Raw genomic sequence first — 24,576 nt, forward strand, 5'->3', positions numbered from 1 at the left:
ACTATGTCTCGAACCGCGCTGCTGCTCGGCGGCACCGGACTCGTCGGCGGCCACTGCCTGAACCAGCTCGTCGCCGACAACCGGTACAGCCGGGTCACGGTACTGACCCGCCGGCCCCTATCGGGCGTCGACGAGTCCGCGGGGCGCCTGGACGTACGCGTCGTCGATTTCGATCGGCTCGCCGAGCAGTGGGAGTTCACCGCCACCGACGTCTACTGCTGCCTGGGTACCACCATGAACTCCTCCCGAGAGGAGTTCCAGCGCGTCGATCACGACTATCCGGTCGAGGCAGCGCGGCTGGCCAACGGCGCCGGAGCGCAACGACTCGCGATTGTCTCGGCGGTCGGTGCCAACCCCCGGTCGCGAATTTCCCTGTTGCGGGTCAAGGGTGAGACCGAGCGTGACGTCTCGGCTCTCGGCTACGGCGGTGTCGAGATCTTCCAGCCTGGGACGTTGCTCGGCGACCGCGCCAAACGGCGCTCCGGGCAGGGGATCGCGAACGCGGTCGGCCCCGTGGCGGCCCGCGTGATGGCGGGTCCGCTCAGGCGCTTCCGGCCGGTCGGGTCCGAAGTCGTGGCGAGGGCGATGATCACCGCCCTGCAGCTGGACAGGCCAGGGGTACATGTTCACACCAACAAGGAGATCCTGGCGCTGGCCGCAACCGCGGGATAAGCCCGCCGGCCACCTGACCCTGACCGGTCAGGTGGCCGAGCCCCGCCGCTCGAACCGCTCCCAGCGCAGGACCGCGGTAAGTTCTCGGCCGCCGTACGGCAGGGTTTCCGGGTTGGTCAGTTCGAGGCGTGGCTCGACCAGGACGACCTCGCGGGCCGCGGGCGCGTGGACCCAGTTCGGGAACAGGCTCACTTCCGGCTCGTGGACGACAACCGAATCGCGCTCGACGTGGTAAGGCCCGGCGTACGCCACGTAGCCGCGGGCGGCTGCGGCGGACTCGGCGTCGGTGCCGTCGCCGAGTCCGCCTGCCTGATACCTGGGGCGGCCGAGCCGCATGATCTGTACGGACATGAAACCGTCCACTGTGTACACGAGGTAGCCCATTGCATCCTCTCCCAACGGGTAGCCGACGAGCACACCGGCCCCGTCACGCACCTCATAGGACACCAGCCGCCACGATCCCACCAGGCGCTCCCGAAGTGGTCGGGAATCAGCACCGGCCCGCAGGGACATGATTGTCCTTCCCGCTGAATTCGATGGGTGGGCGTCAGACCCGCAAAGTGCCGGCGAGGCCGCGGCCGTGCTCGTGCGCGGTCTGCTTGGCGGCGGCGCGGATCTGCTTGGCCAGCTCCTTGAACGGTTTGAGCGCCGGGTTCACGTCGGCCAGCGTGAATTCCAACTCGACGACCTTCAGTTCCAGCTTCCACACGTCGGCGAGGACGCGGCGCATCCAAGCGGTGGCGTGATCCCACCCTTCGCGCGGTGTGCCCTGCGCGTAGCTGCCGCCGCGCACGGTCACCAGCACCGCCTGCTTGCCCGCTGTCGCCGGCTCGACGCCCGCGGTCATCCTCGGATCGCAGATCACCAGGTCCACCCAGGCCTTGAAATGCTGCGAAACCCCGAAGTTGTACAGGGGTACGGCAAGCAGCAAGGCGTCGGCGTCGATCAGCTGATCGGCCGCCGCCGCGGCCAAGTCCACGGCCTCGCGCTGTTCGGGGGAGCGGTCGCCCTCGGGCACGTACGTCGCGTTCACCGCGGTCGACCACGCGGTCGCCGGGATCGGGTCGATGCCGATATGCCGCGTGACCACCGGTGATTGCGGGTGGGTGGTGCGCCACTCCTGCTCGACGATGTCGGCGATTTCGCGGCTGTGCGAGCCTTCGACCCGGATGCTCGCGTCGAGACGGAACAGGGACATGACGACCTCCTGGTCGCTATTGGATGTCTGGTGACTTACCGCGGCCGCCGGCCGGGCGAGACGATTCTGGTCGGCCGTGGTCAGCAGACGATTTGTGCGGCAAGCATCTCGGCGCTCGTGCGTCGACGGGAGAAAGTCAGACGCCGCAGGACGAAAGAGCTATCCGGCAGTTCGTAATCGAGCCTATCCACGAACCAGGCATCAGTCAAGGACTCGTTAGTCCTTGACTGATGCCCTCTTTTCTTCGGCACCATTTAAGGACAAATTCGTCCTTGACTGGTGCCGGGTTTCTGGCTAACCTCAAGGACAACGACGCCGCCCGGCTTTCGCCGGCTCAGCGGATTTCCGAGACGCCGCGTCGACGTGCCTTCTATCGAGAAGAGGAAAGAAATGGCGCCACCGAAACTTTCTCACCTTGTTGTGAACACCAGCAACTACGAAGTGATGAAGAACTGGTATATCGATGTGCTCGAGGCGACGATCGGTGTCGAGACCACGGACCACAGCGCGTGTTTCCTTCGGATCGACGAAAGTCACCATCGCTTCGGCATGTTCAACGTCGCCGAGACCGACGAATCCGTGTCGATGGCGCGGCCGGGAGCCGCCGTCGGTTCCGTTGCCCGGCTGAACCATTTCGCGTTCGAGTATCCGACGCTGGAGGGGCTTTGTGAGACGCACGTGCGGCTCGCCGGCTCCTCGACGACTCCGTCGATCTGCCTCAACCACGGCCCGACGATGTCGATGTACTACGAGGACCCGGACAAGAACACCGTCGAGTTGTACTTCGACAGCGGGTACACCGAGGAAGACATGGTCGCGTTCTACGCGGGAGGTGACAGCTACGTCCTGAGCCCCACCCCCTTTGACCCCGCAGAGCTGCTGAAAGGGCTCCGCGGTGGAAAGTCCGTCGCCGAACTGATCGCCTGGTCTCCGCCCGGCGAGTGACCGGCCGCCTTCGTAATCGTGTCAATCGAAAGGATGTAGGCAGATGCGGCTCGTCAGTTTCGGTCCACGTGGCAGCGAACTTCCCGGTGCGGTCGTCGGCGACTCCGTACTGCCGCTGGGACGGGTCCTGGCCGATATCGGACTCGAGAGGGCAGGGTCTCTTCGCAGTGCGCTGCCGTTCCTCGGCATTCTCGGCGAGGGGATCGACGCGGCGCTGAAACGGGGCGACGAGCTGATCCCGGTCGCCCGGACACGTCTCGGTCCGCCGATCGTGGATCCGCCGAACATCTTCTGCTGCGGCGCGAACTACTTCGGTCACCTGATAGAGCAAGGTATCGACCCGGCGAAGATGCCCACCCTCCCGGTCATTTTCCTCAAGCCCGCCTCGGCGCTTTCGGGCCCTGCCGATCCGATCGTGCGTCCGGTCGAGTGCGCGCAGTTCGACTACGAGGCGGAGCTCGCGGTCGTGATCGGCAAGGGCGGCCGGAGGATCTCCGCGGACCGCGCCGCGGAGCACATCGCGGGCTACATGATCTCGAATGACGTCAGCGCCCGCGATCTCGGCGAGGGTGAGAGCAAGAAGCTGAATATGGCGCCGCTGTTTCAAGTAATGCGGATGAAGGGGTGGGACACGTTTCTCCCGACCGGGCCGTGGCTGGTCACCCTCGACGAGGCAGGTGGTTACGAGGACATTCGTATCCAGACGTGGGTCAACGACGAACCTCGGCAGGACGCGTATGCGAAGGAAATGGCGAACAGTCCCTACCAGCTCGTCGAGTGGGTGAGCGCCACCACCACACTTCGGCCTGGTGACATCATCACGACCGGTACCCCGGCGGGTCCCGCAGTCGGGATGTCGTCACCGAAGTGGCTCACGCCCGGCGACGCCGTCCGTATCGAGATGACCGGACTCGGGTCCATGAAGACGTCCGTGGTGGACGAGTAGACGCGACGAAACTGTCTGGAGAAACAGTGGGTGGCCCCAAGCGAAGTGCGTCGACGACGCGGCCTACGCGCGAGCGCCTGACGTATGCTTGCGCGATGTCGAATCGCAGCAGCGCCGGTATTCAGGTCACTGAGCGGGCAGTCCGTACCCGGCGGGGCGCTGCCGAAGTCCAGCAGGCGATCACCGATGCTGTCGTCGCCGAACTGGCCGAGGTCGGGTTCGGGCGCCTTACCTTCGACAGCGTCGCCGAGCGTGCCGGCACCGGCAAAAGCCCACTGTACCGGCGGTGGCCTGACACGACGGCGCTGGTGATCGACGCGTTGGAGACGCTGGGGATGGATCCGGCCGGTTTTGCGAGGAGCGGCGTCCTGCGGAAGGACCTGATCGGGCTCACCCGTTACATGACCCGCACGCATCAAGGCGTCAAGGGTGCGGCATTCCGCAGCCTGCTGGGAGAAGCGCACCGCTACCCGGAGCTTCTCGACCGGTTCAAGGCCCAGGTCCTGGCCCCACTGTTCGACGCGCTGACCGAACTGCTGCGCGACGCAGCCAAGCGTGGCGAAGTGTCGTCGAAGCGTCTGACGCCCGTGGTCCTCGAGGTGTTGCACGCACTGGTCATCAAACGTCTGCTCTTGGAACCTCGCGACCTGACCACTAAGGACATCACCGAGATGGTCGACCAGGTACTCCTCCCTCTCGTCGTCGCATGAGACCGGCGCCTCCACAGAACCCGGGGCACATCACTCGCGGGTATGGTCGGGGAGAGATCGAGAAACCCTGACAGGAGAAGCGGTTGCGCACATCGCGGCAGATCCACGCGGTCGACTCGCACACCGAAGGCATGCCCACGCGCGTCGTGGTTGGCGGTGTCGGCGTGCTCCCGGGCGAAACGATGGCGCAGCGTCGTCTCCATTTCCTCGAGCACAGGAACGATCTCCGTACGTTCCTCATGTGCGAACCCCGTGGCCATGAAGCGATGTCCGGAGCGCTGCTGCAGCCACCGATCCACCCGGAAGCGGATTTCGGCGTCATCTACATGGACGTCGAAGGCGCCGTGCCGGTGTGCGGCCACGGCGCGATGGGCGTGGCGACGGTGCTCGTCGAGACGGGCATGGTCGAGGTACGCGAACCCGTCACCGTCGTCCGGCTCGACACTCCGTCCGGATTGGTCGTCGCCGAGGTGGAGGTGCGGGACGGGAGCGCGCTGCGGGTTTCGGTGAGCGGTGTGCCGTCTTTCCTGGCGGGTAAGGATCTCGAGATCGAGGTACCGGGGTTCGGCGATGTCACTTACGACCTCGCGTACGGCGGGAACTACAGCGCTATCCTCGACCTCGAGCAACTCGGCCTGCCGTTCACGCGCGATGCGGGCAGGCAGATCCTCGAGGCCGGTCTTGCTGTCGTCGCCGCGATCTCGGAGAAGCAGCCGCCCGTGCATCCGTTGGGGGAACCCGCCGCCTTCCGCCACGCGCACCTGGTCGCCCCCGGCGCGACAGGTCTGCATTCCCGGCACGCCATGGTGATCAGCCCGGGCTGGTTCGACCGTTCCCCGTGTGGCACCGGCACGGCGGCGCGGATGGCGCAGCTGCACGCCCGCGGCTCGCTTCGGCTGGAGACCGATTTCGTCAACGAATCGTTCTTCGGCAGCAAGTTCACCGGCCGCCTCCTGGCGGAGACCTCCGTTGGCGACGTCAGCGCCGTGGTGCCGCGGATCTCGGGGCGCGCGTGGGTGACGGGGACGGCGCAGTACAGCCTGGACCCGGGAGACGCGTTCCCGGTCGGGTTCCTCTGAGTGGCTCGCGGCCGTCCCTCGCCACTGCTGGTCGTATCGGGTCAGTCGGCCCAGTTCGTGGAGTGGCTGAGGCCCAGCTCGATGTCGGCGGCCGCTTCCTGCACCAGGGGGACCAGCGCGCGCATGTCTTCGACGGACTTCCGGCCGATGTGCGTCGAGAGGTTGATCGCGGCACGCGCGCGCCCCATCCGGTCGCGTACGGGGACGGCGATGGCGACCAGGCCTTCTTCCAGCTCTTGGTTGACCAGCGCATAACCCTCTTCGCGCACCTTCTTGAGCTCGGCGCGGAAGGCGTTGTGGTCGGTGATGGTGCGGGGGAGCACCGGGGTCAGCTCATAGGTACGCAGGTAGGTTTCGAGGTCGGCCGTCGGCAGGTTCGCCAGCAGGACGCGCCCCATCGCGGTCGCGTAGGCCGGGCGGCGGGCGCCGACGTTGACCGAGATCGTCATCATCGCGGAACCGGGAACCCGGACGACGTAGACGATGTCGCCGCGGTCGAGGATCGAGCCCTCGCTCGCCTCCGCCGTGTCGCCGACGAGTTTTTCCAGCCGTGGCAACGCGATGTCGGGGAACGACAGCGCGGAGAGGTACGAGTAGCCGAGCTCCAGGGTCTTCGGGGTGAGCTGGAAGCGGTTGTTCTTGCCGTACACGTAACCCAGTTCGGTCAGCGTCAGCAGGAACCGCCGTACCGCGGCGCGGGTCAGCCCCGAGACGTGCGCGATCTCCGAAACCGTCATCGACGGCCGCTCGGCGTTGAACACGCGGATGATCGCCAGGCCTCGCTCCAGGGATTGGACGAAGTCGCGGGAACGTCCGGCAGACCGGTCGTCGAGTTCGGGATCATCGGACGGTGGGGCGGAAACCACGAAACGACCTCCTAGGGAGCGGGACCGGAAACTATCTGAGGTAAGAGGCGCCGTTGACGTCCAGCGTGGCCCCGGTGAGGCTGGGGCAGGCATCGGTGGCGAGGAAGGCGATGAGGGCCGCGATCTCGTCGGCTTCGACCAGGCGCCCCATCGCCAGGCCGTCCGCGACGGCTTGCCGCGCCGCTTCGTCCTGCCCGGCGATCGCCATCCCGGCGTTGACGACTCCAGGAGCCAGCACGTAAACCCGAAGCCCCTCCTTCGCGAAGTTGCGAGCGAACGTCTGCGCGAGGTTGCGGAGCGCGGCCTTTGACGCCGCATAGGACGTGAGATCCCGTATCCGCGATCCCTGCTCCGCCGCCCAGCTCGACAGCACGACGATCGTGCCCGACCCACGCGCGACAAAGTAGCGTACCGCTTCGCGCATCAGGGCACCCGCCCCGATCACGTTCACCTGCAGGGCTTCCTGCCATCCCGCGTCCCAGTCCTCGTCCGGTCCGTCGATGGGCGTGTCCGGGATGACCGCGGCGTTCAGCACGAGCACGTCCACCGCGCCCCATTCGACAGCCGAGCGCCAGAGCTCCCGCGCGCCCGCCGGGGTGCCGAGGTCGGCCTGCAGGACCAGCTTCTGCTTGTCCGGCAAGGCTTCGACGGCGTTTTCGGCACCGTCACGCTGGTTGCGGTACTGCGCGATGATGGTCGCGTTCGACGCCGCGAGGGCCCGCGCTGTCACCGCGCCGATACCGCGTGAGGCACCGGTAAGCAGGACCGTGCGTCCGGCGAGGGCGTTCTGATCTAGATACATCTGGCTCATAAGACACCCCCTAGTGGATTCCGCCGTCGACATTGATCAACTGGCCGGTGATGCCCGAAGACAGGTCGCTGGTGAGAAAGGCGATCGTGTCGGCGACTTCGGCCGCCGTCGCGATCCGGCCGAGCGAGGTCGCGCGGGCCGCTTGTTCGAGGGCGTTGTCCACGGGCAGGCCGGTGACGTCCAGCCGCGACGCCATCCGCGTGCGCAATGCTTCGGTCGCGATCGGGCCGGGCGCCACGGCGTTGACCCGGACCCCGCCGGGACCGAGCGCGAGCGCCGCCGAGCGGACGATGCCGAGTGCCGCGTGCTTGCTGGCCGCGTAGGACAGGATGTTCGGGTCGCCCCGCCACGAGTTCAGCGAGGCGACGACCGTGATCGTCGAGCCCACCCCGAGCGTGCCGGAGGTGTGCTTGACCGTGTTGGCCACCCCGCGAGCGTTGATGGCGAGCACGCGGTCGAAGTCGTCGAGGTCCATCTCTCCGGGGTGTTGCCAGGACGGCACGACCCCGGCGGCGGCCACGACGGCGTCGAGCCCGCCCAGCAGCCGTGCCGACTCGGCCACGGCCTCCCGCATCGAGGCTTCGTCGCGGACGTCGACCGGAAGTTCGTGCCACCCCTCGGGCTGCGTGCCGGTCAGCGCCAGATCGAGGACGACGCCATGGGCGCCCATCTCGGCGAAGCGCCGGGCGACGACGGCGCCGATCCCGTTCGCACCACCGGTGACGAGGACACGACGCCCGGTGAGCAGGGCCAGGGCGCTCATCGGTTGCTCGCGTCGCGCAGGATCGCGTGATCGCCGGCCGCGTCCCCGTCGAGCGGGTCGACGTCGACGATGATCTCGCCGACCCCGGCCTTGGCGAGGTCCCCGATGCGCTTCGCGACTTCCGCGGCCCGCCCGGTCGACTCGACGAGCCGCAGGACGATGTGCAGCTTCGCCGGATCACGCCCGGCGGCCGACGCCGCCTCGCGGATGACCGCGATGTCCGCGGCGAGCTGATCGGGATCGAGCGCGGGGACGGCCTGCTGCGCGAGCCAGCCGTCGGCGAGCCGTCCCGCGCGTTTCAACGCCACCGGGGAATGGCCGCCTATGTAAAGGGGTATTTGGTGGGCGGGTGCCGGAAAAACCATTGTGCCCCCGGGAAGTTCGTAATGTTTACCGGAATGTGCCGCGGGTTGGCCCGTCCAGCAGTCGCGCAACAGCCCGATCCACTCGACCATGCGCGCGCCGCGGGTCTCGAATGGAGTGTCCAGGGCTTCGAACTCCTCACGCAGCCAGCCGGCGCCGATCCCGAGCGCGACCCGGCCGCCCGACATCGCGTCCACAGTGGCCACCTGCTTGGCCAGCAAAACGGGATTACGCTGGGGAAGTACGAGCGAAGCCGTGCCGAGCCGAACTCGATCGGTGACAGCCGCAGCCGCCGCCAGCACGACCAGAGCCTCCAGATACGGCGTGTCCGTGGGCCACGTCGCCTTGCCGTCCGCCCCGAACGGGTACCACGATTCGATGACATTCGGCTGCACCACGTGGTCGCTGACCCATAGTGAATCGAAGCCCGCGCTTTCGAGGTGCTGCGCGCGGCGCGCCACGGTCGACGCGGGTACCGCGGTGCCGGTGTGCGGCAGTTTGACGCCGATGTGCATGTGACTGAACATAAGGACCGCATGACTGTGCGTCAAGCGCACGATTGACCGCATTGCGGATCACTGCACGTATTGCGTCCATCGGATCGGTGTGCGAGCATCGCTCAACTCGCTTTGACGGGTTGTTCCGTCAATGGCCGGGGCTGAGCTGGCAGCCAGGAGGTAGCCGAACACGATGGTCGACACCACTCGCAGACACGGAACGCTGATGGGCCTTGACCACATCGGCGTAGGCGTTTCGGACATGACAGCGTCGCTGGATTTCTACGCTGAGCTGGGCTTCACCGACGCCGCCTTCGACTACTCCGGCCCGCTGCCGGGGCTGTCCGCGGTGACCGGGCACGACGACACCGAAGCCAGGGTCGTCTTCCTCCGCACGGCCAACCCGACGGTGCTCGGCCGGGCCTCGCTCAAGCTGGTGCAGATCACGAACCGGGAACAATCCCCGGCGCCCGAGGGGCAGGCGTGGGGCGAGCCCGGGATCTGCGAGGTCTGCGTCCACGTCAACGGGCAAAGCGACTTCTACCGCTCACTCGTCGCGAACGGGCGCACCGGCCTGATGGAGCCCAACGAAGCCGATCTGCCGCCGTACGAGACACACTGTGGACTGTCCTATGTGGCCGACCCGGACGGCGGAAAGATCGAACTGATCGAGTGGTCCACACTCGAAGCCGGCTGGCCCGTCGAGCCCGGCCCGCAGGGGGTCAACCACGTCGCGTTCGGCGTAGCCGACATCGAGCGCACTCGCGACTTCTACCGGAACCTCGGCTTCACCGGGCAGCTGTTCGAATCCGACGGCTACTTCGAGCCGATGCACCCGTGGTTCCACCCGCGTACCCCGCCGCGCCAGCGGATGATGCTGCTCACCAGCCCGCACGGCGGCAATCTCGAACCGGTACAGCACTTCCCGCCCTCCCCGGACATGCGCGGCGGCTGGGGCCACTTCGGCACCTTCGAGTTCGCGATCGGCGCCCGGTGCATCGACAGCGCGCTCGAACACCTCGCCGAAAGTGGGATCGAGCTCGCCGGCGAACCGGCCACGATCGACCTTGGCGGCGGCGCGACCTGGCGCTACGCCTACTTCCGCGATCCCGACGATCTCTACGTCTGCGTGACGGAGGTCCGCGCATGAGCGGCCTCAACACCGGCGAACCCGTCTCCGACGAGGTTTCCGCGGCCAACCAGGCGGCGCCGGTCATCCAACTGCGCGGGCTTCGCAAGTCGTTCGGCGACCTCGAAGTCCTGCGCGGCATCGACCTCGACGTCGTCACCGGGCAGCACGTGGTGATCTTCGGGCCGTCGGGCTCCGGCAAGTCGACGATGCTGCGCAGCCTCAACATGCTCGAACAGCCCACCGCCGGCTCGCTCAAGGTCGACGGCGTCGAGTACGGCCCGGGCCTGCCCGACGAACCCGGCGTCCGCCGCGGCAAGGTGCTCGACCTGCGCCGCACCGTCGGCATGGTCTTCCAGCAGTTCAACCTGTTCCCGCACCTCACCGCGCTCGACAACGTGGCCTTGCCGCTGCGTTCGGTGCGGGGGCTCAAGGGCGCCGCGGCGCAGCTCAAGGCGGCCGAGGCGCTACGCCGGGTCGGGCTGCTGCAACGCGCCGCGCACTACCCGCAACAGCTGTCCGGCGGGCAGCAGCAGCGGGTCGCCATCGCCCGCGCCCTGGCCATGGACCCGAAGGTGATGCTCTTCGACGAGCCGACCTCCGCGCTGGACCCGGAACTGGTCGGCGAGGTGCTCAAGACGATGCGGGAAGTCGCGGAGACCGGGATGACCATGGTCGTCGTCACCCACGAACTGGGCTTCGCCAAAGAGATCGGAGACCTGAACGTGTTCATGGAGGACGGGCTCGTCGTCGAAAGCGGGCCGCGGGGATTCTTCGAAAACTGCGTGAGCCCCCGCGCCCGTGAATTCATCCTGGCGGTGCGCTGATGAACATCTCGAACTACGACTGGGGCCTCATCTGGGAGAACCACGGCGTCCTGCTGAACGGGCTGCTCGTCGCGCTCCAGGTCTCGGTCATCGCGCTGGTCATCTCGATCTTCGGCGGGCTCCTGCTCGCCGTGATGCGGCTTTCGAAGCCGCCGATCTCCTGGATCGCGGTCGCCTACATCAACGTCTTCCGCGGCGTGCCCGCGCTGGTGAGCGTCATCTGGGTGTACTTCGGGGTGGCGCTGCTGCTCGGCGTGAACTTCACCGTCTTCCAGGCCGGCGTCATCGCGTTGTCGTTGCTGTACAGCGCTTTCATGGCGGAGATCTTCCGCTCGGCACTGGGCGCGATCCCGCCGGGGCACCGTGAGGCCGGGCAGGCGCTCGGCATGCGGGGCACCCGGATCTTCTTCTCGGTGGTGCTGCCGCAGGCCATCAAGATCGCGCTGCCGAACCTCGGCAGCATGTTCATCGGGATGGTGAAGGACACCTCGACCTTCACGGTCATCGGCCTGCTCGAGGTCGTCCGGGTCACGCAGAACCTGGTCTCCCAATCGTTCCAGCCGTTCGTGCTCTACACCGCGGCCGCGGCGATCTACGTGCTCGCGGCGTTCGTCATCGACATCGTGTTCCGGCTCATCGAAGGCGCGTACGCCAGCCCGCCGCGAGGAGCGATTTCCAGGGTCTTGCGTTCCCGCAAGCGGCAGCGCATCCAGCAGCTCATGGCGGAGGTCGGCCCATGACCATCCGCATGACCTCCACCACCACCCAGCACCTTTTCCGCGCGAAGAGAGGAAAACCTGTGTCCAGGAGCGTGAAATCGAGGTCCGCCAGACGCACCGTCGTCGGCGTATGCCTGACCGCCGTCGTCGCCTTGGCGCTGACGGCCTGCGGCAGTAGTTCGTCCGACGCCTCGTCCGGCGGCCTCGGCGTGATGAACGCGGGGACGCTGACCGTCGGGATGAACCTGCAGTTCAAGCCCGAGATGTACCTCGACGAGGCCGGCAAGCCCGCCGGTTACGACGTCGACCTGCTCAACAAGCTCGCCACCGAGCTGGGCGTGAAGCTCGACATCCAGAACCTGGACTTCAACGGGCTCATCCCTGGCCTGCAGAGCAAGAAGTTCGACATGGTCTCGGTGGGCCTCACCGCGACCGACGCGCGCAAGCAGGTCATCGACTTCTCCCGCGGCTATGTCCCGTACACGAGCGTGCTCGCGGTGGGCCAGAACGACAACTCGCCAGCGACGGTCGAGACCTACAACGCCTCGGGCAAGATCATCACCGCGCTGCAGGGCTCGAGTGGCGAGCAGCTGGCGAAGTCGACCTTCCCGGCGGCGTCGGTCAAGAGCTTCAGCGAGCAGAACGCGGCCCTGCTGGAAGTGGCGACGGGACGCGCCAACGGCAGTGTGCTCGAGGACTACATCCTGGCCCAGTACCAGAAGGCCAACCCCAACCAGGTGAAGAAGGCGGCGCTGCCGAAGCCGCTCGACCTCTCCTACGGTTCGTGGGCCGTGCAGAAGGGCAACAGCACGCTGCAGCAGAAGCTGGACGCGTTCCTGTGCAAGGCGCAGAACGACGGTTCGCTCGGCCAGCTCTACAACAAGGACTTCGGGGTGGCGGACTTCCCGGCCATGCCGGCGGGTTGCTGAGTTGGCGGAGAACAACAGTACCGATCCCGTTGCCGAACCTGACGTGCTCGTGGTCGGCGGCGGCCCGGCGGGGATCTCCGCCGCCAGGGCCGCCGCCGGTGCGGGGCTGAAAGTCGTCCTCGCCGACGAACGCCCCACGCTCGGCGGTCAGATCTACAAACAGCCGGGGCCCGGCTTCACGGTCACGGACCCGGCCGCGATGGACCGCCAGTTCCGTTACGGCAGAACGCTGATCGAGTCCCTCGACGGCAGCGGTGTCGACGTGCGGCTGCGCACCGGCGTCGTGGCCGTCGAGGACGGGCACGCGGTACTCGTCACCGAGGGCGAACCCGCGCGGACCGTGTCGGCACAGCGGATGATTCTCGCGCCGGGCGCGCACGACAGGCCGGTCGCGTTCCCCGGCTGGACGCTGCCGGGCGTGATCACCGCGGGCGGGCTGCAGACGCTGGCGAAAACACAACGAGTGCTGCCGGGCAAGCGGGTGCTGTTCGCGGGCGCCGGGCCGGTCGCGCTGGCCTTCCCGGCGCAGCTGGCCCACTACGGCGCCAACATCGTCCTCGCGCTGGAAGCGGGACCGTCGCCACGGGCCGCCGACATCGTGAAGGTCGCCGGGGCGGCACGCGGGAACAGCGCACTCCTGCGCGACGCCGTGCGCTACCGGGCAGGCCTGCTGAAGCACCGGATTCCGTTGCGGTACGGGCGGATCGTCGTCCGCGCCGAGGGGGACGGGAAGGTCGAGCGGGTCGTGCACGCGGCCGTCGACGCGGACTGGCGCGTGGTGCCCGGCACCGAGCAGACCGTCGAGGTCGACGTGCTCTGCATCGGGTACGGCTTCGTCCCGTCGCTGGAGCTGATGCGCTTGACGGGCTGCGAGTTCGACTACCAGGAGAACCTCGGCGGGCACGTCGTCCACCGGGACGGCTGGCATCGCACCAGTGTCGAAGGCGTTTACGCGGCCGGTGACGGTGCCGGTGTCGAAGGGTCCTTCGTGGCCATCGACGAAGGCACCATCGCGGGCTTGGCGGCGGCGATGGACGCGGGCGTGATCAGCATCGAAGCCGCGGCCAGGTCGGCCGCGCCCGCCCGGCAACGGCTCGCTCGCCGCCGGGCGCTCAGCGCCGCGACCACGAGGATGTACCGCGTCGGGCCGGGGGTATTCGAACTGTCCACTGAGGACACGGTAATCTGCCGGTGCGAGGTGGTCCGGCAGCGTGACCTGGCGGCGGCGATCGAGTCCACGGAGGACATCAACGTCGTCAAGGCGTACACGCGGGCGGGAATGGGTCCGTGTCAGGGAAAGAACTGCCAGCGGCACATCTCTTCGCTCATCGCGCGGCGCCACGGCCGGGAGATCTCCGACATCGCACCGGCCACGCCCCGCATGCCGGTGCGGCCGGTGCCGATCAGCTCGATCGCCGACCATTCGATCGAAGGCCCCGGCCTGTTCGTCGCCGAGGAGACCGTGCTCGCCGAAGAGAAGGAGGTGACGCCGTGACGGCCCAGCAGTGGGTGCCCGCCGAGAGCGGGCGGGCGTCGCTTCCGCCGAGCACCGACGTCGTCGTCATCGGCGGCGGGATCGCCGGAGCGGCCATGGCGTACTACCTGGCCAAAGGCGGGGCCGAGGTCACGCTCATCGAGCGCGGCGAGCTCAACCGCGAAGCGTCCGGCACGAACGCGGGCAGCTTCCATCTGCAGCTCGCCATCCACCAGCTGTCCGGTCAGGGCAACGACGCCGACCGCGACCGGCTGCTGGCCGAAGCCAGGCTCAGCCTCGAAGCGTTCTCCGTCTGGCAGGAGCTCGGCAAGGAACTCGACGGCTCCCTGGACGTCCACCTGACCGGCGGCTGGATGGTCGCCGAAACCCCCGAGCAGCTGCAGATCCTGCACGACAAGCACGAGCTCGAAGAGCTCGCCGGGATCGAAACCGAAGTCGTCGTCGGCGACGAACTCCGCCGCCGCGCCCCGTACTTCGCGGACAACATCCTCGGCGCGACGTACTGCCCCGTGGAAGGGCACGCCAATCCACTGGTCGTCGCTCCGCTGTACGCGTTGCGCGCCACCGAACACGGCGCGGTCATTCGCACCCACGCCGACGTGCGCGCCATCGAAGTGCACGCGGCGATCGGTGCCCGGCGGTTCACCGTCCACACGGGAGCCGGGGCGATCGACGCGCATCGCGTCGTCGACTGCGGGGGAGCGTGGGCGGGTGAGCTGGCGAAGATGGTCGGCATCCGGCTGCCCGTGCGCAGTGAGGGCCTGCACGTCAACGTCACCGAGCCACGGCCGCCGATGTTCACCCCGATGATCCAGCACATCGGGCGCCGCCTCACCTTGAAGCAGACCGAGAACGACACGTTCATCATCGGTGGTGGCTGGCCCACGCCGACCGCTCCGCCTCCGAAGCGTTACCCGACGAGTTGGCACAGCGCCGCGGGAAACACCGCCGTCGCCGTGTCGGTGGTGCCGGGGCTCGCGGATGTCCGGGTCGTGCGGACCTGGTCCGGGGTGATCGTGTTCACCAACGACTTCTCGCCTGTCGTCGGCGAGTCGGTTCAGGTGCCGGGGTTCCACGCCTGCGTTTCGTCGACCGGATTCACCTTCAGCCCCTTGTTCGCCCGGCAGCTCGCCGAGCAGATGCTCTCACCGGCGGCCGCTTCCCCGTTCCCGCAACGGTATTCGCTGGACCGGGTCCCCGCCGCACCTGTCTATTGACCGAACCAGTCCGAATGGAGAAGAGATGAACCGCGACGACGTCGACTGGCAGGGTTACTTCCCCGCCTTTGTCACCCCGTTCACCGAGACGGGCGAGCTCGACCTCGACACCCTGCGCGCGCTGGTGGACCATTACGTGGCCGAAGGCATGCACGGCATCGTGGTCAACGGCACCTGCGGTGAATGGTTCTCCCAGGAGCCGGACGAGCGCCGCGCGGTCGCGGAGACCGCCGTCAAGCAGGCCGCCGGGCGGATGCGCGTCCTCGTCGGCTGCACCGCGTACACCGCGAAGGAGACCGCGGGCTTCGCACGGCACGCCCTCGCCGCCGGAGCCGACGGCGTGCTGGCGTCCCCGCCGCCGTACGCGAAGCTGTTCCCCGACGAGGTGATCGCGTTCTACGAGGACATCAACGCCGCGATCGACGGCCCGCTCGCGGTCTACAACTGGCCGCACGGCAGCGGTGTCGACATCGGCCCGGAGCTGGCCGACAAGCTCGCCGACATCGGCCAGATCGTGGCCATCAAGGACAGCACCCCCGACGCGGACCAGTTCTTCGAGACCTCACGCCGGGTGCGTGACCGCGTGCGGGTCTTCGGCCCGTACATGACGGCGCGAGGCATCGACGTCCTGCGCACCGAAGGCGGGGACGGCACGGTCGGCGGCGGTTCGCTGCACGGAAGCCCGGACCCGCGGTTCTGGGAGTCCGTGTGGCGTGGGGAGTTCGAGGCCCCGGCGGCGCACGCGGAGGCGGGGGACAGGCTCTTCCCGAAGCTCTGGCTGCCAGGCGGCTGGGCGGGCAAGTTCGGCGCGTACCAGAGCCAGTTGAAGGTCCTCATGAAGATGCTCGGCCAGCCCGCCGGGCATGTCCGGCGCCCGCGCCTGCCGGTCACCGACCCGGCGAGCCTCGAGACGATGCGCGGCGTGCTCGTGGAGGAGGGCCTGTTGCCGTTGGCGGCCAAGCCGTGACGATCAGGCGGCCCCGGCTCCCGGTGCCCCGTGGGCTCGAGCGTGGACCGGCGGTGACCATCACGGTCGACGGCCGGTCCACCTCGGCCTACGTCGGCGAGAGCGTCGCGGCGGCGTTGATGGCCGACGGGGATTTGTCGGCCCGGACGACTTCGGGCGGCGAACCGCGCGGGCTGTTCTGCGGCATGGGCGTGTGCTTCGACTGCCTGGTGATCGTCGACGGCGTGCCGGGCACACGTGCCTGTGTCACCTGGGTTCGCGAAGGAATGGACGTCTCGAGACAGGACGGCGCGGGCTACCGCCGGGGGACCGGTGACCCGGGCCATGCGCCCGCCGAGTGAACCGGGCGGGCGCATGGCTGATCGGTATACGGCCGGGGTCTCAGCCCAGCCCGTCGATGCAGAGGTACTTGATCTCGGTGAACTCGTCGATGCCGTGCCGCGAACCTTCGCGGCCCACACCGGATTCCTTCACCCCGCCGAACGGCGCGCCCTCGTAGGAGATCAGCCCGGTGTTCACCCCGACGACACCGAATTCGAGACCTTCGCCGACCCTCCACATGCGACCCAGGTCGGCGGTGAAGAAGTACGCGGCGAGCCCGAACGGGGTGTCGTTGGCGATCGAGACGGCTTCTTCCTCGGTCTCGAACTCGATGACGGCGGCCACCGGGCCGAACGTCTCTTCGTTCGCCACCAGCATGTCCCGCTTCACGCCGGTGAGCAGGGTCGGCTCGAAGTAGGTGTACCCGAGCGGATGCCTGTTGCCACCGCTGAGCACGGTCGCGCCGCCTTCGACGGCGTCGCTGATGTGGCGTTGAACCTTCTCGACGGCGGCCTCCGAGATCAGCGGGCCCTGCTCGGAACCGTCGTCGAACCCATTGCCGACCTTCAGCGCCTCGACGGCCACCTGGAGCCGCTCGACGAACGCGTCGTGGATACCGGACTGCACGAGGATCCTGTTGGCGCACACGCAGGTCTGCCCGGCGTTGCGGAATTTCGACGCCATCGCCCCGGTGACAGCGGCGTCCAGGTCGGCGTCGTCGAACACGATGAGCGGCGCGTTGCCGCCCAGTTCGAGCGCGACCTTCTTGACCGTGCGCGCGCTCTGCGCCATCAGCAGCTTGCCGACCTCGGTGGAGCCGGTGAAGCTCAGCGCCCGCACCGACGCGTGCGAAGTCAGGATCTCGCCGATCATCACCGGCGGGCCGGGCACGACGCTCAGCACACCGTTCGGGATTCCCGCCCTGGCACCGAGTTCCGCGAGCGCGGTGGCAGAAAGCGGGGTCTCCTCGGCGGGCTTGATGATCATCGGGCAGCCCGCCGCGAGCGCCGGGCCCGCCTTGCGCAGGATCATCGCCGACGGGAAGTTCCACGGCGTGATCGCCGCGGTCACCCCCACCGGCTGGCGCAGGGTGAGCAGGCGTCGTCCGTCCACATTGGACGGGATCACGTCGCCGTAGGTGCGCTTGCACTCCTCGGCGTACCACTCGACGAATCCGGCACCGTAAAGGATTTCCCCGCGCGCCTCGGCGAACGGCTTGCCCTGCTCGGCGGTCAGGATCGTCGCCAGGTCGTCGGCGTTCTCGACGATCAGGTCGTACCACCGGCGCATCACGCGCGCGCGGGCCGTGGCCGTCATGCGGCCCCAAGCGGGTGCCGCCGCGTCGGCGGCCGAGATCGCGTTGAGGACGTCGTCGGCGGTCGCGCTCGCCATGCGCGCGATGACGGCGCCGGTGGCGGGGTCGGTGACCTCGGTCCGCTCCCCGCCGGCGCCGGGCGCCCAGACGCCGTCGATGAACAGGTCCTCGCGCAGCAGATCGCCGTCGCGCAGCTGGGAGCGGTCGAACTTCGAATCCACGGCGGCTGCCTCCACAGGTTGAAGAATTCCCCAGAAAGGGGACGAATGACGCGAAATGAGAGTCGATGCGGGACCTTGATGGCCGCGATGCGCCCAATAGTACGTCAGGCGGCCATTTCTTGCTACATTGACGACGCGGCCACCGCGGTCGCCGTTCCCCTAACCGATCACGACGGATGTGTAGGCCTATGACCATCGAGGACATCGACAAAGAGTTCGTCTTCCACCCCTTCACGCATCTTCGTGAGCATGAGAAGAACGGCCCGCTGACCATCGTCGAAGGGCACGGCACGACGCTGACCGATACCCGGGGCAAGACCTACCTCGACGCGCTCGCGGGGCTGTGGTGCGTCAACATCGGTTACGGCAGCACGGAAATGGCCGAGACGCTGCGTGCGCAGACCGAGCGGCTGTCCTACTACCACACGTTCGCCTCGATGGGGAACGAGCCGGTGGCGCGGCTGGCCCAGCGGCTGGTGGGGATGGCGCCCGGCACGATGTCGAAGGTCTTCTTCGGCAACAGCGGGTCCGACGCGAACGACACCCAGGTCAAGCTCGTCTGGTACTACAACAACGTCCTGGGCCGTCCCGAGAAGAAGAAGATCATCTCGCGCGACCGCGGCTACCACGGCGTGACGGTGATGTCCGGCAGCCTGTGTGGTCTCCCCGGCATGCACGGCGGGTTCGACCTGCCGCTGCCGATGGTGCGCTTCGTGCGCGCTCCGCACCGGCTGTGGGAGCAGAAGCCCGGTCAGAGCGATGAAGAATTCGTGCGCGGCCTTGCCGGAGATCTCGAACAGCTGATTCTCACCGAGGGCCCGGAGACCGTCGCCGCGTTCATTGCCGAGCCCGTCCAGGCGGCGGGCGGGGTGATCGTGCCGCCGGAGTCCTACTTTCCCGCGATCCAGGAAGTGCTGCGGCGCTACGACATCCTGCTGATCGCCGACGAGGTCGTCTGCGGGTTCGGCCGTACCGGCGAGAACTTCGGCTCGCAGGTCTTCGGCATGGAGCCCGACCTCATGACCGTCGCGAAGGGCATCACCTCGGCGTACATGCCGCTGTCGGCGTGCCTGGTCTCGGAAGCGGTCTGGGAGGTGATCGCCGGCGGGTCGGAGAAGTACGGCGTCTTCAGCCACGGTTACACCTACTCGGCGCACCCGCTCGCGGCGGCCGCCGCGATGACGAACCTGGACATCATCGAGCGCGACGGCCTGGTGGCACAGGCGAAAGCCCGCGGCGACCACCTCGCCGAACGGCTGCGCGCGGAATTCGGCGGTCACCCGCTGGTGGGTGAAGTGCGCGGCTACGGCCTGCTCGGCGCGGTCGAGTTCGTCGAGTCGAAGGACCCGCTGAAGGCGTTCGACCCGACGAACAAGGTGTCGGCCGCGGTCGTGCAGCGCAGCCGGGAGCTCGGCGTGATCACCCGGGCGCTGCCCGCCTCCGACACGATCTCGTTCTCACCGCCGTTCGTCGTCACCGAAGCCGAGATCGACGAGATGGCGGCCGTCACGAGGCAAGCACTGGACGACGTGGCGGCCCGGCTGAGGCTCCTGCCGTGACCTCGCGCGTCGGTGTCGTCGTCAACCCGATCGCCGGTATGGGCGGCCGGGTCGGACTGCACGGCACCGACGGGCCCGCGCTGGACGCGGCGGTGCACCGGGGAGCCGATGCCGTCGCGCCGCATCGCGCCCGGCGCGCGTTGAACCGGCTGCACGCCCTCGCCCCGGAACTGCCGATCCTCACCGTCGGCGGCCCAATGGGCACCGACCACCTGACCGGTCCCGGATGGACAGTGGAGACGTTGTCCCGTAATGGTCCCGGGCCTACAACGGCGGCGGACACCCGCGACGCGGTGCAGGCGATGGTAACGGCCGGGGTCGACCTCGTGTTGTTCGTCGGCGGGGACGGCACCGCGCGCGATGTCGTCGACGTGGCGGGGATCGGCGTGCCCGTGCTCGGCGTGCCCTCGGGGGTGAAGATGCACTCCGGGGTCTTCGCGACCGGGCCCGAGGTCGCCGGCGAGACCGCAGCCCGGTTCGCCGCGGATCCCGCCCGCACAGGGGTTGCCGAAGCGGAGGTTGTGGACCTCAGCGAAGGCGGCTCGCCCCGAATGCTGGGTATCGCCAGGGTGCCCAACATCGGTGGCTCGCTGCAGCGCGCCAAAGCGGTGACCGCGCGGACCGACGACGCGGATCTCGTCGCGCTGGGCCGTGAGGTCGCGGGGGAGATGGACCTGGGGACGCTGTACCTGCTCGGGCCGGGCACCACCGTTGCCCACGTCAACACCGCGCTCGGGCTCGCCGCGTCACCACTCGGCGTCGACGTCGTCCTGAATGGACAGTTGCTCGCGGCGGACGCGAGCGAGACTGAGCTGCTGGCGTTGCTGCGGCGGCATCCGGTGGCGAAACTCGTGCTCGGGGTCGTCGGCGGGCAGGGTTTCCTGCTGGGGCGAGGAAATCAGCAGATCAGCGCAGCGGTACTTGACGCTGTCGGCACGGACGACGTTGAAATCCTCGCCGCCAACGGCAAAGTCGCCGCCCTCAGCCCGCCGGTACTGCGGGTCGACGTCGGCGACGAGCACGCGACAGCCCCGATCACCGGCTACCGCAAGGTCCGGACCGGCCGTGGCCGCAGCACCGTTTTACGCATAGTGACCAGCTAGAAGGGAACCGTCAGCGTGGCACATCCGTACATGCCGAACTCCACACCGGACACGAAGAGCGCGATGATGCGGGCCGTCGGCATCACCGGCGTCGACGAGCTGTTCGAGCAGATCCCCGCCGACCACCTCCTGGCGACGCCCATCGCGCTGGGCGCGGGCATCCGCGCGGAGTCGACGTTGCAGCGGCACGTGCGCAAACTGCTCGACCGCAACGAAAGCTGCGCCGAGAACCTGAACTTCCTGGGCGCGGGCTGCTGGCAGCACCACGTTCCGGCGGTCTGCGACGAGATCGGGTCACGCAGTGAGTTCCTGACGCCGGTGTGGGGCACGCCGTCGTCGGACCACGGCCGCAACCAGGCGTGGTTCGAGTACGCCTCGCAGCTCGGCGAGCTGGTCGGGATGGAGTTCGTCGGGCTGCCGGTCTACAGCTGGGGCGCGGCCGCGGGGCACGCGCTGCGGATGGCCGCCCGGATCACCGACCGGCACGAGGTGCTGGTGCCGGGCCCACTCGACCCCGAACGGCTCGCCGTCATCAAGACCTATTGCGGGCCCAGCGAGGTCAACCACCCGATCACCGTGGTCACCGTTCGCCACGACCCGGCGACCGGGAAACTGGACCAGGCGGACCTCGAAGCCAAGCTGAGTGACGCGACCGCCGCGGTGTACCTCGAGACACCGAACTATCTCGGTGTCATCGAGGCCGGCGCGGCGGCCATCGCCGAACTCGCGCACGGCCACGGCGCCGAGATGGTCGTCGGTGTCGACCCGATCTCGCTGGGCGTGCTGCTGCCGCCGTCGGAGTACGGCGCGGACATCGTGGTCGGCACGACCCAGCCGCTCGGGGTGCACATGAACGCGGGCGGCGGCGTCGGCGGGTTCATCGCGACGCGCGACGAAGAGCGTTACGCGCGTGAGTATCCGACGCTGCAGGTCAGCCTGGCCGACACGATCGTCCCTGGCGAGCGCGCTTTCGGCATGACGTTGTTCCACCAGAGTTCCTACGGGTCAAGGGAAGACGGCAACGACTGGACCGGGAACTCGGTCTACCTGTGGACAGTGGTGAACGCCGTCTACATGGCACTGATGGGGCCGCGGGGGTTCGCCGAGATCGGCGAGACGATCGTGCGCAACAGCGCGTACGCCGCCCGGCGCGTCGAGGGGATTCCGGGGGTGCGGGTGCGCTGGCCGTCGGGATTCTTCAAGGAGTTCGTCGTGGACTTCTCCGAGACGGGCAAGACCGTCGCACAGATCAACGAAACCCTGCGGGGCAAGGCGATTTTCGGTGGCAAGGACCTGTCGGCCGACTTCCCGGAGCTCGGCCAGGCCGCGCTCTACTGCGTCACCGAAATCCACACCGAATCCGATATCACCGCGCTGGTCGGCGCGCTCACCGAGGCGGTCACCGTATGAGCCAGGGTACGAACCTTCGTCGCTATCACGCGGCCGTCTGGGACGAGCCGCTGATCATGGAGCAGGGCGCGCCCGGCCGCCGCGGTACCGTCCCGCCCGCGCCGATCGAGGGCTCGGGGATCGACGACCTGATCCCGGCGGCCATGCGCCGCAAGACACCGCCGGTATTGCCGGAGGCGGCCGAGCCGGACACCCTGCGCCATTACCTGCACCTCTCGCAGCAGACGATGGGGATGGTCGGGATCAGCCTGTTCGGCACCTGCACGATGAAGTACAACCCCCGGGTCAACGAGCGGCTCGCGGCGCGCGACCAGGTCGCCGAGATCCACCCGCACCAGGACGACAGCACGGTGCAGGGGCTGCTCGAAGTCGTCCACGAGTTCGACCTGATGCTGCGCGACCTGTCCGGAATGGACAGGTTCGTCTTCCAAGCCGGTGGCGGGGCCGCGGCCGCCTACATCCACGCGTGCGTCACCCGCGCCTACCACGAGTCGCGGGGTGAACTGGCGCAGCGGCGCGACGTCATCACCACCGCGCAGGCCCATCCGTGCAACCCGGCCACCGCGGCCGCGGCGGGGTTCAACGTGATCACGCTGCCCGTCGAGGAGGACGGCTACCCGTCGCTCGACGCGCTGCGGGCCGTCGTCGGCGAGCGCACCGCGTCGCTGATGATCAACAACCCGGACGACATGGGCATCTACAACCCGAACATCAAGCAGTGGGTCGACATCGTGCACGAAGCCGGTGGCCTGTGCTTCTACGACCACGCCAACTTCAACGGCGTGATGGGCCGCATCCGCGCGGCCGAACTGGGCTTCGACGCCTGCATGTTCATGCTGCACAAGACTTTCGGCGTACCGAAGGGCGGCGGCGGCCCGGCCGTCGGGGCCTACGGGTGCACTGCCGAACTCGAGCCCTTCCTGCCCGGGCCGCTCGTGGTGAAGACGGACTCAGGCTACGAGCGTCGCGAGAACGAAGCGGGCGTCGGGCGGGTGCGGGAGTTCCTCGGGAACCTGCCGCAGGTCGTCAAGGCGTACTCGTGGCTGCTCGCGATGGGCGGCGACGGAATCCGTGAGGCGGCCGATATTTCGGTGCTGGCCAACAACTACATGGAGTCCCGCCTGCTGGCGATCCCCGGGATCACGAAGTCGTTCGGCCACCTCACCCTGCGGCGCCTGGAGATGACGCGGTTCAGCCTGGGGGAGTACACCGAGGAGACCGGCGTGACCGTCGTGGATGTCCAGAACCGCATGACCGACTTCGGCGTCGACGCGTTCTGGCTCAGCCACGAACCGTGGATCGTGCCGGAGCCGTTCACGCCCGAAGCGGGCGAGGCCTGGTCCATCGAGGACATCGACTACTGGATCGACGTACTCGAACACGTGCTGGGGGAGGGGCGGGCCGATCCGGCGATGGTCAAATCGGCCCCGCACAACCAGGTGGTGGCTCAGATCGACGGCTCGTCCCTCGACGACCCCGCCCGATGGGCCACTACCTGGCGCGCCTACCAGCGGAAGAACGCCTGATGAAGATCGCGGTCATCGGCGCGGGCAGTATCGGTGTGGCGTGGGCGATCGTGTTCGCCCGCGCGGGTCATGGCGTCGCGCTGTACGACGTCGACGCGGACCGCGCCGCCGCCGCGTTCGGCGAGATCGGGCGCCGGCTGCTCCGGCTCGACGAGCACGACCTGGTCGGGGACGAGGTCACCGCGGTGCTGGGCCGGGTGACCGCCGCGGCGAGCCTGGACGACGCGCTGGAATCCGCCGTCTACGTCCAGGAGTGCGTGATCGAGTCGGTCGAGGTCAAGCGGAGCCTGTTCGCCGAACTCGACCGGCTCGCCGCGCCCGAAGCCGTCCTCGCGAGCTCGACGTCGATGATCCCGTGCTCGCGGTTCGCCGCCGACCTGCCGGGCCGGGCGCGCTGCCTGGTCGTCCACCCGGGAAACCCGCCGTACCTGCTGCCGATCGCCGAACTCGCCCCCGCGCCCTTCACCGACTCGGAAATCGTCGACCGCGCCAGGGAGTTGCTGACCGCGTCGGGCATGGTGCCCGTGTTGGTGGGCAAGGAAAACGAAGGCTTCATCTTCAACCGGCTGCAGGGAGCGCTGCTGCGTGAGGCTTACTGCCTCGTGCGCGACGGCATCGCGTCACCGCAGGATGTCGACCTCGTCGTCAGCAACGGACTCGGCCGCCGCTGGGCCGTCCTCGGCCCCTTCGCGACCGCCGAACTGAACACCCGCGGCGGCATCGAACGGCACGCCGAGGTGATGGGCCCCGCCTACGCCCGCATGGGCGCCGAACGCGGCCAGCACGACCCCTGGCCCCCGGACCTCGTCGCCCGGGTCGTCGCCGCCATCCACGAAGCCCTGCCCCCCGAGGACTGGGCCGAGCACGTCGACCAACGCGACCTTGCCCTCATGAAGCTGGAGCGGGCCCGGCGATCTCCTGCCTGAGGCACTGCGTGAACGGAACTGGCCTGGCGAAACACGGGTGGCTACCTCACAGTCGCATGCAA

The 24,576-nt window shown here is 68.3% G+C and carries 25 protein-coding genes; 18 read left to right on the plus strand and 7 right to left on the minus strand.

Annotated elements, in window-relative coordinates; translation table 11 throughout:
• Nucleotides 1–3: 3 nt before the first annotated feature.
• Entirely contained in the window at nucleotides 4–672 is a 669-nt protein-coding gene (locus VGP60_RS23265) for a hypothetical protein (RefSeq protein ID WP_327550183.1), read from the plus strand.
• 27 nt (nucleotides 673–699) lie between these two features.
• Here the strand turns inward: VGP60_RS23265 and VGP60_RS23270 are convergent, their stop codons facing one another.
• Together VGP60_RS23270 and VGP60_RS23275 are read right to left on the minus strand one after the other, a co-directional pair.
• On the minus strand, nucleotides 700–1,137 hold the full coding sequence (locus VGP60_RS23270) for a lipocalin-like domain-containing protein (protein ID WP_327550184.1): 438 nt from the start codon (nucleotides 1,135–1,137) through the stop codon (nucleotides 700–702).
• Nucleotides 1,138–1,219: 82 nt separating this feature from the next.
• Nucleotides 1,220–1,870, minus strand: a complete 651-nt coding sequence (locus VGP60_RS23275; protein ID WP_327550185.1) for an FMN-dependent NADH-azoreductase — start codon at nucleotides 1,868–1,870, stop codon at nucleotides 1,220–1,222.
• A 279-nt stretch (nucleotides 1,871–2,149) separates the two neighbouring features.
• On the opposite strand from VGP60_RS23275, the gene VGP60_RS23280 reads away from it, so the two are divergent.
• From VGP60_RS23280 to VGP60_RS23295, 4 genes are all read left to right on the plus strand, one after another.
• Nucleotides 2,150–2,815, plus strand: a complete 666-nt coding sequence (locus VGP60_RS23280) for a VOC family protein (RefSeq protein WP_327550186.1) — start codon at nucleotides 2,150–2,152, stop codon at nucleotides 2,813–2,815.
• 43 nt (nucleotides 2,816–2,858) lie between these two features.
• Nucleotides 2,859–3,761 (plus strand): fumarylacetoacetate hydrolase family protein, encoded by a 903-nt coding sequence (locus VGP60_RS23285; RefSeq protein WP_327550187.1) that lies wholly within the window; start codon nucleotides 2,859–2,861, stop codon nucleotides 3,759–3,761.
• A gap of 95 nt (nucleotides 3,762–3,856) precedes the next feature.
• Nucleotides 3,857–4,471: a TetR/AcrR family transcriptional regulator gene (locus VGP60_RS23290; RefSeq protein WP_327550188.1), complete on the plus strand. Its 615-nt coding sequence runs from the start codon at nucleotides 3,857–3,859 to the stop codon at nucleotides 4,469–4,471.
• Nucleotides 4,472–4,554: 83 nt separating this feature from the next.
• Nucleotides 4,555–5,550: a proline racemase family protein gene (locus VGP60_RS23295; RefSeq protein ID WP_327550189.1), complete on the plus strand. Its 996-nt coding sequence runs from the start codon at nucleotides 4,555–4,557 to the stop codon at nucleotides 5,548–5,550.
• Between the two features lie 41 nt (nucleotides 5,551–5,591).
• Here VGP60_RS23295 and VGP60_RS23300 read toward each other — a convergent pair whose 3' ends face one another.
• The 4 genes from VGP60_RS23300 to VGP60_RS23315 are packed head-to-tail and all read right to left on the minus strand — an operon-like array spanning nucleotide 5,592 to nucleotide 8,868.
• Nucleotides 5,592–6,416 (minus strand): IclR family transcriptional regulator domain-containing protein, encoded by an 825-nt coding sequence (locus tag VGP60_RS23300; protein WP_327550190.1) that lies wholly within the window; start codon nucleotides 6,414–6,416, stop codon nucleotides 5,592–5,594.
• Nucleotides 6,417–6,447: 31 nt separating this feature from the next.
• Nucleotides 6,448–7,218, minus strand: coding sequence for an SDR family oxidoreductase (locus VGP60_RS23305; protein ID WP_327550191.1), 771 nt, complete (start codon nucleotides 7,216–7,218; stop codon nucleotides 6,448–6,450).
• 19 nt (nucleotides 7,219–7,237) lie between these two features.
• Nucleotides 7,238–7,990, minus strand: coding sequence for an SDR family oxidoreductase (locus VGP60_RS23310; protein WP_327550192.1), 753 nt, complete (start codon nucleotides 7,988–7,990; stop codon nucleotides 7,238–7,240).
• Nucleotides 7,987–8,868: an LLM class F420-dependent oxidoreductase gene (locus tag VGP60_RS23315; protein WP_327550193.1), complete on the minus strand. Its 882-nt coding sequence runs from the start codon at nucleotides 8,866–8,868 to the stop codon at nucleotides 7,987–7,989. The genes VGP60_RS23310 and VGP60_RS23315 overlap by 4 nt, the downstream gene beginning before the upstream one ends.
• A 175-nt stretch (nucleotides 8,869–9,043) precedes the next feature.
• Between VGP60_RS23315 and VGP60_RS23320 the strand changes: the two genes are divergently transcribed.
• The 8 genes from VGP60_RS23320 (at nucleotide 9,044) to VGP60_RS23355 (ending at nucleotide 16,474) form a co-directional block, all read left to right on the plus strand.
• Nucleotides 9,044–10,000, plus strand: a complete 957-nt coding sequence (locus VGP60_RS23320; RefSeq protein ID WP_327550194.1) for a VOC family protein — start codon at nucleotides 9,044–9,046, stop codon at nucleotides 9,998–10,000.
• A complete protein-coding gene (locus VGP60_RS23325; RefSeq protein ID WP_327550195.1) occupies nucleotides 9,997–10,806 on the plus strand; it encodes an amino acid ABC transporter ATP-binding protein in 810 nt (269 codons plus the stop codon). Before VGP60_RS23320 ends, VGP60_RS23325 begins: the two co-directional genes overlap by 4 nt.
• The gene (locus VGP60_RS23330; RefSeq protein WP_327550196.1) at nucleotides 10,806–11,546 is read left to right on the plus strand and encodes an amino acid ABC transporter permease; all 741 of its coding nucleotides are present in this window, start codon (nucleotides 10,806–10,808) and stop codon (nucleotides 11,544–11,546) included. Before VGP60_RS23325 ends, VGP60_RS23330 begins: the two co-directional genes overlap by 1 nt.
• Nucleotides 11,547–11,617: 71 nt before the next feature.
• A complete protein-coding gene (locus VGP60_RS23335) occupies nucleotides 11,618–12,454 on the plus strand; it encodes an ABC transporter substrate-binding protein (RefSeq protein ID WP_327550197.1) in 837 nt (278 codons plus the stop codon).
• Between the two features lies 1 nt (nucleotide 12,455).
• Nucleotides 12,456–13,949, plus strand: coding sequence for an NAD(P)/FAD-dependent oxidoreductase (locus tag VGP60_RS23340; RefSeq protein ID WP_327550198.1), 1,494 nt, complete (start codon nucleotides 12,456–12,458; stop codon nucleotides 13,947–13,949).
• Nucleotides 13,946–15,166, plus strand: coding sequence for an FAD-dependent oxidoreductase (locus VGP60_RS23345; RefSeq protein WP_327550199.1), 1,221 nt, complete (start codon nucleotides 13,946–13,948; stop codon nucleotides 15,164–15,166). Before VGP60_RS23340 ends, VGP60_RS23345 begins: the two co-directional genes overlap by 4 nt.
• 25 nt (nucleotides 15,167–15,191) lie before the next feature.
• The gene (locus tag VGP60_RS23350) at nucleotides 15,192–16,133 is read left to right on the plus strand and encodes a dihydrodipicolinate synthase family protein (protein ID WP_327550200.1); all 942 of its coding nucleotides are present in this window, start codon (nucleotides 15,192–15,194) and stop codon (nucleotides 16,131–16,133) included.
• 53 nt (nucleotides 16,134–16,186) lie between these two features.
• Nucleotides 16,187–16,474 carry a (2Fe-2S)-binding protein gene (locus tag VGP60_RS23355; protein WP_327550201.1) on the plus strand — a complete coding sequence of 96 codons (288 nt, stop codon included), beginning with the start codon at nucleotides 16,187–16,189 and terminating at the stop codon, nucleotides 16,472–16,474.
• A 40-nt stretch (nucleotides 16,475–16,514) separates the two neighbouring features.
• On the opposite strand, the gene VGP60_RS23360 is transcribed toward VGP60_RS23355, so the two are convergent.
• The gene (locus VGP60_RS23360; protein ID WP_414640397.1) at nucleotides 16,515–17,927 is read right to left on the minus strand and encodes an NAD-dependent succinate-semialdehyde dehydrogenase; all 1,413 of its coding nucleotides are present in this window, start codon (nucleotides 17,925–17,927) and stop codon (nucleotides 16,515–16,517) included.
• A gap of 251 nt (nucleotides 17,928–18,178) precedes the next feature.
• Between VGP60_RS23360 and VGP60_RS23365 the strand changes: the two genes are divergently transcribed.
• From VGP60_RS23365 to VGP60_RS23385, 5 genes are read left to right on the plus strand one after another with little or no spacing between them, the layout of a single operon-like run.
• Nucleotides 18,179–19,549 carry an aminotransferase gene (locus VGP60_RS23365; RefSeq protein ID WP_327550203.1) on the plus strand — a complete coding sequence of 457 codons (1,371 nt, stop codon included), beginning with the start codon at nucleotides 18,179–18,181 and terminating at the stop codon, nucleotides 19,547–19,549.
• Nucleotides 19,546–20,652: an ATP-NAD kinase family protein gene (locus VGP60_RS23370; RefSeq protein ID WP_327550204.1), complete on the plus strand. Its 1,107-nt coding sequence runs from the start codon at nucleotides 19,546–19,548 to the stop codon at nucleotides 20,650–20,652. Before VGP60_RS23365 ends, VGP60_RS23370 begins: the two co-directional genes overlap by 4 nt.
• A gap of 15 nt (nucleotides 20,653–20,667) precedes the next feature.
• Nucleotides 20,668–22,062, plus strand: coding sequence for an aminomethyl-transferring glycine dehydrogenase subunit GcvPA (gene gcvPA, locus VGP60_RS23375; RefSeq protein WP_327550205.1), 1,395 nt, complete (start codon nucleotides 20,668–20,670; stop codon nucleotides 22,060–22,062).
• Nucleotides 22,059–23,588 carry an aminomethyl-transferring glycine dehydrogenase subunit GcvPB gene (gcvPB, locus tag VGP60_RS23380; RefSeq protein WP_327550206.1) on the plus strand — a complete coding sequence of 510 codons (1,530 nt, stop codon included), beginning with the start codon at nucleotides 22,059–22,061 and terminating at the stop codon, nucleotides 23,586–23,588. Before gcvPA ends, gcvPB begins: the two co-directional genes overlap by 4 nt.
• Complete coding sequence (locus tag VGP60_RS23385; protein ID WP_327550207.1) at nucleotides 23,588–24,514, plus strand: 3-hydroxyacyl-CoA dehydrogenase; 927 nt, start codon at nucleotides 23,588–23,590, stop codon at nucleotides 24,512–24,514. Before gcvPB ends, VGP60_RS23385 begins: the two co-directional genes overlap by 1 nt.
• The last annotated feature ends 62 nt before the right edge of the window (nucleotides 24,515–24,576 follow it).

Origin of the sequence: Amycolatopsis sp. (assembly GCF_036008905.1) — a bacterium.
Classification (GTDB): Bacteria; Actinomycetota; Actinomycetes; order Mycobacteriales; family Pseudonocardiaceae; genus Amycolatopsis.